Below are 12,715 nucleotides of genomic sequence, written 5' to 3' on the forward strand. Positions count from 1 at the left end.
TCATGATCCTGTTCCTCGCCGAACAACAAGATCAAGTGCTACGACCGCCTGAGCGCGCCTGGTACTGCTGGTGCTGCCCATCGCCTCTATGGCCTGACCCAGTCAAGAAACGCGGTTCCGAGCCGGTCCTCAGAGCGTGTTTGGAAATGGTGGGTGTGTCGGGATGGTCGACACGGCTGGGGTGCTCCATCGTGGTCGGCATGCAGGAACGACCGCGCCGGTACCCCTCGGACACCAGTGATGCCCAGTGGGTGGTGATCGAGCCGTTGTTACCGCCGCTCGCGCGGCGGGGGCGGCCTGTTGCTCATGCTCGTCGGGACGTGCTGGACGCGATCTTGTATGTCGTGCGGACCGGGTGTGCCTGGCGGGCGTTGCCGGTGGACTTCCCGCCCTGGCAGACCGTCTACTGGTACTTCAACCAGTGGGAACAGCAGAAGGTCACCGAGAAGATCCTCCCGGTCGTGCGGGGGCAGTTACGTATCGCCGAGGGCCGTGATCCGGAGCCGAGTGCGGGGATCATCGATTCCCAGTCGGTCAAGGGCGCCGACACCGTCGGCCAGGACTCCCGCGGCTACGACGCCGGGAAGAAGACAGGCGGACGGAAACGGTTCATCGTGACCGACACCCTCGGTCTGCTGCTGACCACGATGGTGTGCTCGGCCTCGGTACAGGACCGCGACGGCGCCAAGCCGATCCTGCTCAACCTCTACCTGCGCACCAGGGTGCGGTTCGTCTACGCCGACGCCGGCTTCGCCGGGCGACTGCTCGACTGGGCCGCCACGATCCTGCAGACAACGATCGAGATCATCCGCAAGCCACCCGAGCAGCGCGGATTCACCGTCCTCCCACGAAGGTGGGTGGTCGAACGGACCCTGGCCTGGCTCACCGCACACCGACGCCTGGCCCGAGACTACGAACGCCACCCCACCACATCCGAAGCCATGATCCGCTGGGCCGCGATCAACACCATCACCCGCCGCATCGCCCGTGGATACCCCGCCACCCGCCAGCAGAAACACACGACACCCTCAACCCACTAGAATTTCCAAACACGCTCTCAGATCCAGATTTCTCCGGCCGGTTAGTGATTCTGTTCGGGAACTGGGCATGTGCCGCCGTGCGGGAGACTCGCAGTGGCCTGAGTGCGCTGTCGACGCGTGTCTATCTGCTGACGTACTATCTGCCTCGTAGTGCTAATCCTAACCGTCGAGGACGTGACACTCGGAGGCTTATTCAGGGCCCGTGAAATAACGATCTAGCCCGGCGTGTCGGGTTGGGCGACAGCCCGTCCATCGCGAAGATTGGTTTGTCGAATCAATCCGAGATGAATGGGCTGTCGCAGTATGTACTATACCACTGGCTTTCGGCGTGATGAGATTCAGGATCTTGCCGCTCTGGTGCATGAGCAGGATCAGCGGAACGCGACTGGCCTGCGACGGCCTTGGCCGCCGATTCTGGGATTGTTCTGGTCGGTGGTGATCACGTTGGCGTATCTGCGCGGGAATCGTGTGCAGTGGGAGTTGGCGGAAACCTACGGGGTGTCGCAGTCGACGGTCAGTCGAGCGATCGCGGGGGTGACACCGTTGCTGGCGCAGGCGCTGCGGAGTGTAGTTCCGACTGCGGAGGAGCTTCGTGCCGATCGGCAGTACATCATCGACGGAACCCTGCTGCCCTGCTGGTCATGGACCGCCGTACCAGGTCTGTGGTCGGGCAAGCATCGCACCACCGGCGTCGTCGTCCAGGTCGCAGCCACCCTGGAAGGGCAGCTGTCGTGGATCTCCGACCCGACCCCAGGCTCCCGACACGACCTACATTGCCTCGACCAATCCGGCGCCCTCGACCACCTCGCCACATACCCACCGATCGGCGATAAAGGCTACATCGGGCGCGGCATGCTCACCCCGTTCAAAAAACAACCCGGCCGGGAACTTCTCGACTGGCAGAAAACATTCAACAAGAGCCTCAACCGCACACGCGCCACCATCGAGCGAGTCATCGCCCATATCAAGTCGTGGAAAGTTCTCGGCTTCCCGCTATAGAACGCCCGGTCATAGCCCGAGCCCATGCCGACCCGGTCGATACGCAGCAGCGTCCCGTCCAGGATCACGAACGCCTTCCCGGCCGCGACCGTGATGGCCTGCTCCAGGGTCGGCGCGAGCGCAGCGAGCAGCCCGATCGCCTCGGCGACATACCGGGACACCGTGGACTTCCCGACTCTGAATCCGCTGGCCAGGTCGGTGTAGGTCTCGCCCTTACGTAGGTGCGCGAGCACGAGCAGGGCCTGACGGGCCGGGGTCAGGAGCCGCCACCGGGTCCCGATCCGGCGACGATGTCCGCGCAGCAGCCCGGCCAGGACACGAACCGTGCGAGTGGACATCGACATCCCGGATGGGTAGGACAACACGCGGGGCTCCTCGGTAGGCGGTGGCGCGACAGCTATCCGTCTACCAGGAGCCCCACCCATCTCACGACAAGCCACGCACCTCACACCCCTGACCAGCACAAACAGGTTGGGAAAGGCTCAGTGAGTCCTAGTGGAACCGCATCGTTTCGGGAGGCTTATTCATAAGCCGCAAAGAAGTAGAGGCCTACGATTGCCGCAACTGTGCTTTCGTATTTGCTGATGGGGTAGCGGTATCGGCCACCTTCTTCGCTGAGCATGCGCCATGTTTTGAGGTGCGCGATGGCGTGTTCGACGGCTGCGCGGATTCTGCCGAGGGCGGTGTTGAACTCGACTTGGCTGGGGTCGAGGTCGATACCGGGGGATCGCTTGTGCGGGACCGTGTTGATGCCCTCGACGCCGATGTAGCCGAGGTCGGCGACGGACGGGAGATCGCGCAGACGCTCCGCCAGCCCGGATGCGGCGTAGGCATGTGCGTCGTGGCGGGCGCCGTGAATCGGGACTTCGCCGACCGCGACGAGGACTCCGTCGAGGGTGGCGGCGATCTGCAGGTTCATGCCCGAGTAGCCGGCCTTGACCGAGAACAGGTCGGACACTGCGTTCCAGTCCCACGTCGGGCACACGGTGCCATCGACCAGCACTGTTCCGCCTCCGAGGACCTCCCGCGGGTCGGGCACGACGTCGGCGAGGACCTCGCCGATCACCGGGCGCAGCAGGTCCCAGCGGCGACTGACCGTGGACTGGCTGACCCCGAAGATCGCGCCCGCGAAGTCCTGGGTCACGTTCTTGCGCATCAGCGTCACCACCATGGCCACTGACCGGAACAAGCCCAACGCAACAGGCCTACCTGCAGAAACGAACTTGCCGCCGCATCGGGCGTGTACTCTCACCACCAGATCGGTGAGTTGTCTATCGTCCAACCCTGTCATAGCTTTGAATCGCAACAGCTCTTCGCCGATCCTCGTTCGATGCCTGGGAACACCGAACAAACCGGCAAGGGCTGTTGCACTTCAAGCGCGACACACCGCCGTGCCGGTATCGAGACAAAATCGCCGGTGACGGCTTCCGCAGATCAACAGAATTACTCCCTTGTGAATAAGCCCCCGGGCACATTGCAGGCATTGGCCATCGCCGTCACGAATTCTCGCATGCTGACCTGGAGCTCGGCGAGAGCTTCCCTGAACTCGAGATCTCGCTCCCAGCTTCTTTCGTGATCTCGGATTGACACGTCAAGGGCTCGGCGGGTCTCCCAGCTCGCTAGCTCTGGGTGCCAGTAAGACAGAAATGGACGCAGCAGCACATTGAGCATTCCGACAGCAAGGTAGCCAAAGCTGAGTCTATTGTCGTTTTTTGGACGAGCGACTGTCGGACCGTTGCGCACGAGGATCTCGCGAGTGACGCGGAATAGTGAGTACAGGCTATCTAGCGCTTCTCGGGACAGGCCATTGAATAACGGAGCCACGCCCACTCGCGTAACGAGTTCGACGTAAAGTTCCCAAGCTGCAGTCCGCTCGGCGGTATCTGGCTCCCAGGTGCCGGCCACCTTTAGAATCTTGAGGTCAACGGTGGCCTGTATCAATTTCGGGGTATTCACTCGAAAGCTCCGTTCGGGCAGATGCGGTAACGGCGAGGATAGAACAAGGCCGTGGTCGTGGGCGGTTCAAAACTAGGTGGGCTCGCACGCAGCGGCGCCGTAGGCGCCATCTTGATACTGAGTGGAGAATCTAGACACAGGGAGCGCTGTGGCCGCCCGACGGTGCGGTTAATGCAGGTAAAGCGGGATGAGCGATGGGTCCGTCGTGGACCCGTGAACGGCGTTCTGTGGTGAGCATGTCGAGGGCTCGGACAGCGTAAGCGGGCATCATGCGCTCTTCGACTTCGCTGGCCATGAGCTGCTCGGCTCGCTGTGATTGCGCGGTCGCCGTCGGTGCGCCGGAGACGAAGCGGCAGCGGTAGACGATCTCGACGACGACGCCGACGGTTGTGTTCTTGTAGACCCCGCCGAGGTCGTCAACGACGGCAGTCACGCCGGTCTCTTCGCAGATCCCTCCGACGACGCCTTGCTCGAAGGTCTCGTCCGGTTCGAGGAGTCCAGCAGGTGCTTCCCGGCGGCCATTGCGCCGGTGCAGCTTGGCCAGGTGCTGGCGATCATGGTGGTCTGCACTGCCGCGACGCGCCCTTGCCCGTCGTGTCCGGGCTAGGGCGGATCGGGCGCAGATCCACCCGTCGATGATCACGAATGCCGTCCAGTCTGCGACATCGATTGCCCGGGCGAGGGGCGGGGCCATCGCCCAGAAGAACCAGAGCTGCTTAGCGTAGGAGCTCACGTAAAGTCGACAACTATAGCTCACATGGTTGACGTCACTAGCCCGTATAGGTAATGAGCATTCTGCCTCTATTGCGCCGGTTACTGAAACCGGTCCAATGTCGTCGTCGCAACGACATCCCTCCCAGCCAGGGAACGGGCTCCTGAAGACCCGCTTGCAGGCAGGGGCCCGTCCAGGGCCAGTAATCTCGGGCCGAAGGATTGGTAACGATGCGCAAGTGCACCGGAATTCTGCTGACACTGACCTCATCAATGGTGCTGGGCTTTTCAGTGCCAGCTCAGGGAGATGAGCCCCAGCCTCCCAGTGAACAGGTAGAACTGACCAAGCCGGACGGCACAACGTTCATCGCCACACCCCGGGGTGATCGGTATATCGTGGACAAGTCGGTCGATCCTGACGGCTTCATCATGAATCGGAACCCCTCCGGCAAGCAGGCTCGGACAGAGCAAGCGCCTCCACCTGCGTGCGTCGACGTTTCCCTCGACAAGGAGGGACTCGTAACACAGACGTCCGGGCCACCAACAACTGCGCGGTAACTCAACGCGTCAAGTTCCTGATTGCGTTCGCTCCGGACAGCGAGTGTCTTATCGCCAAACCCGGACAGCAGGTTTCTCACGCCTTCCCAATCCAGGGGACTCCGGGCCGCTTCGATGGCGTCGAATCCTGTTAACGCAGCCCGATCTCATGAACCACATTCCGAGCAGCAGGCCGATCAGATGGATTAGTCGAACTGGAGGAGTTTCATGAAGACGACAACTTTGAAGCACAAGGAGGCTTATTCAGGCTCCGTCAGGTAAGTGCGTAGAAGATGAGTCCGATGACTGCCGAGATCGTCGTTTTAAATGTGGCGTAGGGTCGGCGGTAGTCTGTGTGGAGAACTTTCCACGACTTGATATGGGCGATGACTCGCTCGATGGTGGCGCGTGTGCGGTTGAGGCTCTTGTTGAATGTTTTCTGCCAGTCGAGAAGTTCCCGGCCGGGTTGTTTTTTGAACGGGGTGAGCATGCCGCGCCCGATGTAGCCTTTATCGCCGATCGGTGGGTATGTGGCGAGGTGGTCGAGGGCGCCGGATTGGTCGAGGCAATGTAGGTCGTGTCGGGAGCCTGGGGTCGGGTCGGAGATCCACGACAGCTGCCCTTCCAGGGTGGCTGCGACCTGGACGACGACGCCGGTGGTGCGATGCTTGCCCGACCACAGACCTGGTACGGCGGTCCATGACCAGCAGGGCAGCAAGGTTCCATCGATGATGTACTGCCGATCGGCACGAAGCTCCTCCGCAGTCGGAACTACACTCCGCAGCGCCTGCGCCAGCAACGGTGTCACCCCCGCGATCGCTCGACTAACCGTCGACTGCGACACCCCATAGGTTTCCGCCAACTCCCACTGCACACGATTCCCGCGCAGATACGCCAACGTGATCACCACCGACCAGAACAATCCCAGAATCGGCGGCCAAGGCCGTCGCAGGCCAGTCGCGTTCCGCTGATCCTGCTCATGCACCAGAGCGGCAAGATCCTGAATCTCATCACGCCGAAAGCCAGTGGTATAGTACATACTGCGACAGCCCATTCATCTCGGATTGATTCGACAAACCAATATTCGCGATGGACGGGCTGTCGCCCAACCTGACACGCCGGGCTAGATCGTTATTTCACGGGGCCTGAATAAGCCTCAAGCTTTCCTTGTCAGCAGCTGTTATCGTGCTCATGACGTCCGGCCTGCTTGTAAATGCATCGAATGCTATGGCAGCCGCTAATGACGCCGTCGTCGCCTGTGGTGCAACCAACGTTGCCCCGGGGCAGGGAGCCACTGTTCCCCGAGACGTGCAGGATAAGTTCTTTCAGTATGTGCCGGCCCGGCGAGACCCTGCTCCGATCTTGTGTGGAAACGGAACGACTACCGGTGCGGTCCACATTGAGGTGAAGCATAATGTTCCCAACTGGGCGGAAGCCGTCACGGCGATGTCGAAGGCGATAGATCGAGGCGTGCCAAACTCACGGCCAGAGGGGACTCGCTACTCTTGGACTTTCCGGCCAGGTAAGACGATTGAAGTTGTAGTGGGTGATTCCAGCGTTATCACGGCATTCCCTGTCGACGGATTGGCGGATACATGGACTGAGGCCTCAGTCGCATGAGGAGATGGACGTGTCATAGAAGCTGCCAGCGAGCATCTAGTCGTTGAATACTGCGCACGTCGAGCTCTAAGGTATATGATGTGGACATGACCGAGAAGCAAGGCCTGGGCGTGGGACAACTGGTCAAGTACACACCGCCGCGTGATCTAGATGTTCCGCTGTACCAAGATCACCCTGGAAAAATTGAGGATGTGATGCCCAACTACTATTGGATTTCATGGGTCGAACGAGAGCGAACGGTGGCTAATCAAAGCGTGTACGAGCACAACTTCGTGACCGAGGTTGACGAGGACGAGTACGCGATCCTAGCCAGGATGGTGCGTGAAATGGACGCCGTACATGGCCCAGGGCCCCGGCAAAGTCGCTAGATGATCTTGTAGGTGGTCAGTGGTCGATGGGGGTCGCGGGCGTGGTGGCGGAGTGCTGCGGCGATGTTGCTGACGCCGTGCAGGCGTAGCGCGGTGATCGCGAGGTTCCGCAACGCCGACATGACCTGCGGGGCGTGACCGGTGTGGGCGGTGGCGCGGTCTTCGTCGAAGCAGACATCACGGACCCAGTGCAGGCGATTCTCGATCGACCAGTGCCCACGGATCCAGCGGGCGAGCAGTCCTGGATCGGCGTCGGTGCTGGTCAGGCTGGTGATCGCGTAGGCGGTCTCGGTTCTCCACTTCCCGCCAGGCCGCAGTGGGCGACGCCGGCGCACCAGCTTGATCGCCTGGGATGCGTGGGGGAAGAACTCTGCGCCCAGGTCGGGACAGGGGTGCAGGCTGACCACGCTGATCGTGCGGGTCTCGACGCGGCCGTGCCCACGCCCGCGTTGACGATCAGCGACGCCGATCTGGGTCCAGGGCAGCGCCCGTACCCGTGCCAGCAGCGTGGGCTGGTTCGCTTTGATCGTCATCAGGTAGTGCCCGCCGCGGCGGTGTAGGTAGTCGGCGTGGGCTCGCTGGGTGTGCAGAGCGTCCGCGGTGACCAGTACATCGTCGAGGTCGAGGGGGTCGAGCAGCGCGGTGAACGCGGTGATCTCGCTGCCTTTCTCTGCGACCTGAACCTGGCCGAGCACGCCACCGCTGGTCTGGTCGAGCACCGACACCAGATGCGGGAGCCAGACCCTGCCGTCGGCGGCACGGACGCGGGCGCCGCGCAGGGTCTTGCCGTCCAAGGCCAGCACGCGGCGCTGTTCTCGCCGGGGTGTGCCCTCCGCCGCCGGCTGGGCGCTGAGCTGGGGCAACACCCAGGACTGCAACGCCGCCTCCAGCGCCGAGGCGTCGACCCGTTGCAGGACCCGGCGGATGGTCGACTCGTGCGGAGCGACCGCGCCCACCCCGAGCACGTCCAGCACGGCGCGGCCGACGTCATGGGCGTACTCGGCGATCGCGGTGAACGACCGGGCCCCCGCCAACACCGCGCACGCCCCCAGTAGCAACACCGCGAGGACACCGTGGCGGACACCGCGTGGTTTCCGCGGGTCCGGCACTCGCGACAGGGCCTCCACCAGCGACAACCCCGCCGCCTCACCGACCGGCGCGGCTCTCCCCGCGTCAGGACCGACCTCCAGGCCTTCCAGAGCAGCAACGATCGGAGACACTGACACTGCGGACACAGGCTTCCTGACGTGAGCAAGGATTCGACACCCTCATGATCACGCCAAGCCTGTGTCCGCACCCACCCCGCACGTCACCGCAGCTCAGGACCCACCCATCACGACTTTGCCGGGGCCCTGGTACATGGCCAGCCCCGGCCCTCTGCTGAACAGATCGAGTGGGCGCGACGTCGCGAGGACTGGAACAACTCCTAGAGGCACACAGGCTGGCATCATCGAGAGACTTATTGCAGTCACACCGGTTTCTCGCCAGGACTTCGGGGATGCACCACAAGAGCCGCCCTCCTCTCTGGGAGGCCCCAATCGTAGTGGACCCCGTTAATCCATGCTCGGTATGCGTAGTCGTCGCTTAGATTTATCGCGGATGGATCGATCCGAGTAGGCAGTCTGGGAGGCGGCAAGTTCGACAATCTTTGAACCGTTGCCAACTCGGTCAGGTGCTGGCGATCATGAGCATCTGCACTGCGGCCACGCGCTTCTCCGCTGTGCCGGGCTGGAGCGGATATCGCGTAAGATTCGCCAGCTCTTCAGTTCGGCGTTGAGCCGCTCACATGGCTGGTCAATCGCCCGTCTGCCAAGAACTTCACATATACGAGGCTACCTCACCTCGCACGCCGGCTGACCAGCCGAGACGACGGGTCGGCAAGGTTCATTGCCTCGGCACTGCACGACGAGGATGCGTCCGTATTCGCGGACGGTGACCCCAGCGACGGCCACGGAATGGCGCGGCACGCTGGTCATACTGGGTTAGGCTTCCAGACGACGACGGTCTTGTCGTCGTGCGGCTTCGCTCGCGGCAGGGCCTGTCCGTTCGGGTCGTTCTCGGTCTCCCAGCGGTGCAGCCTGCCGAGCAGAGCCCGGATCTCGGCGCCATCGCTCGTGGCGACCTCGGCCCAGGGCAGGCCGAGATGGTCGATGACCCGTTGAGCGCCGTCAGTGGCGATGACAGCCCAGGAGACAGCTCCGCTGGGCAGTTGCATGGTCTCGGCGTGGTGTCCAGCGTCGGGATCGGCTTCGGCGATCCAGTAGCCGTTCTGGGTGTTGCGGGCCTGAACTTCGCTGCGCTGGATAGCGGTGAGGAGATCTCGGTGGCCGTCGTCGTAGCCGTGGCCGTGGCGTAGGCGCTCGTGATAGCTGCGGCGGGCGGCTGGTGCGACGGTGGAGAGGCGATCGTCGCGTAGGCGTACCTCTCCCCCGTTGGTCAGTCCGAGCACGATGGTGTTGTCACCAAGTGCCGCCACGTCGATCGTTGTCTCGGTCCACCGGAGCAGGGCCACAGTCGATGACGGCCCTCCCCCAGGCGCGATTCCGAGGGCGCTCGTGGCGTCGGCGATCGCCCCCGCGATGACGTCGGGCAGCTCGTCGCGGCTTGCGAGTCGGCTAGCCAGGGCGTCGAGCAAGGTGTCGACGTAGCGCTCGGCCGGTGGGACCTCGGGTGCGCTTGCGGTGGCACCGTCGAGCACGACGATGCCGTGCGGTGTTGCGGTCCACCGGTCTTGCCCGGGAGGTGATCCGGCCGGTAGCAGCGCGCCGTGGATGGTCATTGCGGCCACCGTCGGGGCGGCACCAGGACGTCCAGACCGGTGGGGTTCAGCTCGTGGAACTGTCCGCCGATGGCCATGCTGAACGAGTCGTCACCGAACTCAGCCCACAACTCGGGCACGTGCTCCATGAGGTAGTGCGCCGCTCCCACCGACCCGAGGGCGTGAATCCCGGCGATGTGGACCACGACAGCGCCGGAGGGCATCGCATGGCGGGCCAGGTAGGCGACATCGGCGCGGCGGGGCTGCTCATCGTCCATCGGGGACAGGAACCGCTTGCCGGTCTCGTGGTCGACTATGGCCCAGCGGGCCCCGTCGCCGATCGACATCGAGAGCAGCGGGTCGCGCCGCATGAGCACGTTCCCGATGTGGGCTGACGCGGGGCCGCAGACCACCACGGCGTCGCGCTCGGGTTCCCATTCCTGCCGCGGGTCGATGATGCGACGCTCGACGGTGAACGCCAGGCGCTCGGTCTCCTCGGTCAGGTAGGCACCGGTGGCATCGTCCTCGGTGGCGATGACGACGTCCTGCCGGTCAAGCAGGCGCCGGCCGGGTAGCGCGACGTCGAGCGGGCCGACGCCGAAGAACGCCCGATGCGGCGGAGGCGCGGTGTTGCGGATCTGGGTGATCCGGCCCTTGGTCAGGCCGAACGCACGGGCCACCTCGGTATAGCTGCCGCCAAGCTGGTCACGGGCCTCCTCGACCGCGGCGCGACGGATGCGCGCGAGTTCCACCGATCGCTGCTGGTAGGTAGCCAGCAAGTCGGTTGCACGCCGACCGCGTCGGACCGGATCCGGCTCCGAACGCAGCGCGTGGAACTCCTCGTCAACATCAACCACGCCTGCCAGTTTAGGCCCCTTGACAAGGGCTCCGCTCAGCGCCATGCTTGTTTAGCCCCCTGAACGAGTCCTCCGACTTGGAAGAAGTTTAGGGGTATCAACAACGAGAGGTGGAGTGATGAGGGATCTTCCGGTGGTGCTCGATGGCTACAAGCTCACGGTGGTGGAGCCTCCCGCGCCCAAGACTCGTCAGGACGCGAACGGTGCGGAGGTGCCGGTGACGGATCGGGATGGGGTGACGCAGTTCGTGGTGTCGCTGTTCGCGAAGCTCCAGGTGCAGGCGGGGCAGCGGGCGCCGAAGGGTGAGGAGATCAAGGTGACCCTGACGACCGACCCTGGCGACGGGTTCGGGGAGGGACGCCCGGGTGCAGTTGATCGACCCGAAGATCAACCCGTACTCGATCGAGTCCCCCGACGGGCGCACGGTGTCGGGGATCGCGTTCAAGGCGATGGGCCTCAAGCACGCCCACCCGACCCCCAGGGCCCCGGCAAAGTCGCTAGATGATCTTGTAGGTGGTCAGTGGTCGATGGGGGTCGCGGGCGTGGTGGCGGAGTGCTGCGGCGATGTTGCTGACGCCGTGCAGGCGTAGCGCGGTGATCGCGAGGTTCCGCAACGCCGACATGACCTGCGGGGCGTGACCGGTGTGGGCGGTGGCGCGGTCTTCGTCGAAGCAGACATCACGGACCCAGTGCAGGCGATTCTCGATCGACCAGTGCCCACGGATCCAGCGGGCGAGCAGTCCTGGATCGGCGTCGGTGCTGGTCAGGCTGGTGATCGCGTAGGCGGTCTCGGTTCTCCACTTCCCGCCAGGCCGCAGTGGGCGACGCCGGCGCACCAGCTTGATCGCCTGGGATGCGTGGGGGAAGAACTCTGCGCCCAGGTCGGGACAGGGGTGCAGGCTGACCACGCTGATCGTGCGGGTCTCGACGCGGCCGTGCCCACGCCCGCGTTGACGATCAGCGACGCCGATCTGGGTCCAGGGCAGCGCCCGTACCCGTGCCAGCAGCGTGGGCTGGTTCGCTTTGATCGTCATCAGGTAGTGCCCGCCGCGGCGGTGTAGGTAGTCGGCGTGGGCTCGCTGGGTGTGCAGAGCGTCCGCGGTGACCAGTACATCGTCGAGGTCGAGGGGGTCGAGCAGCGCGGTGAACGCGGTGATCTCGCTGCCTTTCTCTGCGACCTGAACCTGGCCGAGCACGCCACCGCTGGTCTGGTCGAGCACCGACACCAGATGCGGGAGCCAGACCCTGCCGTCGGCGGCACGGACGCGGGCGCCGCGCAGGGTCTTGCCGTCCAAGGCCAGCACGCGGCGCTGTTCTCGCCGGGGTGTGCCCTCCGGGGCCGGCTGGGCGCTGAGCTGGGGCAACACCCAGGACTGCAACGCCGCCTCCAGCGCCGAGGCGTCGACCCGTTGCAGGACCCGGCGGATGGTCGACTCGTGCGGAGCGACCGCGCCCACCCCGAGCACGTCCAGCACGGCGCGGCCGACGTCATGGGCGTACTCGGCGATCGCGGTGAACGACCGGGCCCCCGCCAACACCGCGCACGCCCCCAGTAGCAACACCGCGAGGACACCGTGGCGGACACCGCGTGGTTTCCGCGGGTCCGGCACTCGCGACAGGGCCTCCACCAGCGACAACCCCGCCGCCTCACCGACCGGCGCGGCTCTCCCCGCGTCAGGACCGACCTCCAGGCCTTCCAGAGCAGCAACGATCGGAGACACTGACACTGCGGACACAGGCTTCCTGACGTGAGCAAGGATTCGACACCCTCATGATCACGCCAAGCCTGTGTCCGCACCCACCCCCACCCCCCACATCACCGCAGCTCAGGACCCACCCATCACGACTTTGCCGGGGCCCTGGGCTCGG

General features: G+C 64.2%; 9 protein-coding genes and 3 pseudogenes. 4 read left to right on the forward strand and 8 right to left on the reverse strand.

All coding sequences use genetic code 11. The features are described 5' to 3' along the window. Positions 1–146: 146 nt before the first annotated feature. Positions 147–1,056 (forward strand): annotated as a pseudogene (locus KPL57_RS57515) (IS5 family transposase); the annotation flags it as partial. A gap of 287 nt (positions 1,057–1,343) precedes the next feature. Then, on the forward strand, positions 1,344–2,039 hold the full coding sequence (locus tag KPL57_RS57520) for a transposase (protein ID WP_226358548.1): 696 nt from the start codon (positions 1,344–1,346) through the stop codon (positions 2,037–2,039). On the opposite strand, the pseudogene KPL57_RS57525 reads toward KPL57_RS57520, so the two are convergent. The 4 genes and pseudogenes from KPL57_RS57525 to KPL57_RS57540 form a co-directional block, all read right to left on the reverse strand. Then, positions 2,027–2,404: pseudogene (locus KPL57_RS57525) on the reverse strand (transposase family protein); the annotation flags it as partial. The gene KPL57_RS57520 and the pseudogene KPL57_RS57525 sit on opposite strands and share 13 nt — an antisense overlap. A 155-nt stretch (positions 2,405–2,559) precedes the next feature. Next, positions 2,560–3,210, reverse strand: a complete 651-nt coding sequence (locus KPL57_RS57530; RefSeq protein WP_226351147.1) for a transposase — start codon at positions 3,208–3,210, stop codon at positions 2,560–2,562. A gap of 915 nt (positions 3,211–4,125) precedes the next feature. Then, the gene (locus KPL57_RS57535; protein WP_226358549.1) at positions 4,126–4,728 is read right to left on the reverse strand and encodes an NUDIX hydrolase; all 603 of its coding nucleotides are present in this window, start codon (positions 4,726–4,728) and stop codon (positions 4,126–4,128) included. Positions 4,729–5,517: 789 nt separating this feature from the next. Continuing rightward, the gene (locus KPL57_RS57540) at positions 5,518–6,282 is read right to left on the reverse strand and encodes a transposase family protein (RefSeq protein WP_226350834.1); all 765 of its coding nucleotides are present in this window, start codon (positions 6,280–6,282) and stop codon (positions 5,518–5,520) included. Between the two features lie 667 nt (positions 6,283–6,949). Between KPL57_RS57540 and KPL57_RS57545 the strand changes: the two genes are divergently transcribed. Then, on the forward strand, positions 6,950–7,231 hold the full coding sequence (locus KPL57_RS57545; protein WP_226358550.1) for a hypothetical protein: 282 nt from the start codon (positions 6,950–6,952) through the stop codon (positions 7,229–7,231). Here KPL57_RS57545 and KPL57_RS57550 read toward each other — a convergent pair. From KPL57_RS57550 to KPL57_RS57560, 3 genes are all read right to left on the reverse strand, one after another. Next, positions 7,228–8,451 (reverse strand): ISAs1 family transposase, encoded by a 1,224-nt coding sequence (locus tag KPL57_RS57550; protein ID WP_226351754.1) that lies wholly within the window; start codon positions 8,449–8,451, stop codon positions 7,228–7,230. The genes KPL57_RS57545 and KPL57_RS57550 overlap by 4 nt on opposite strands. A 752-nt stretch (positions 8,452–9,203) precedes the next feature. Further along, positions 9,204–10,010: a hypothetical protein gene (locus tag KPL57_RS57555; protein WP_226358551.1), complete on the reverse strand. Its 807-nt coding sequence runs from the start codon at positions 10,008–10,010 to the stop codon at positions 9,204–9,206. Continuing rightward, positions 10,007–10,846 carry a hypothetical protein gene (locus KPL57_RS57560; RefSeq protein ID WP_226358552.1) on the reverse strand — a complete coding sequence of 280 codons (840 nt, stop codon included), beginning with the start codon at positions 10,844–10,846 and terminating at the stop codon, positions 10,007–10,009. Before KPL57_RS57560 ends, KPL57_RS57555 begins: the two co-directional genes overlap by 4 nt. Before the next feature lie 118 nt (positions 10,847–10,964). Here KPL57_RS57560 and KPL57_RS57565 point away from each other — a divergent pair. After that, positions 10,965–11,322, forward strand: a pseudogene (locus KPL57_RS57565) (hypothetical protein); the annotation flags it as partial. A 21-nt stretch (positions 11,323–11,343) separates the two neighbouring features. Here KPL57_RS57565 and KPL57_RS57570 read toward each other — a convergent pair. Then, positions 11,344–12,567: an ISAs1 family transposase gene (locus tag KPL57_RS57570; RefSeq protein WP_226350739.1), complete on the reverse strand. Its 1,224-nt coding sequence runs from the start codon at positions 12,565–12,567 to the stop codon at positions 11,344–11,346. Positions 12,568–12,715 lie beyond the last annotated feature (148 nt).

It is taken from the genome of Pseudonocardia sp. ICBG601 (assembly GCF_020496245.1).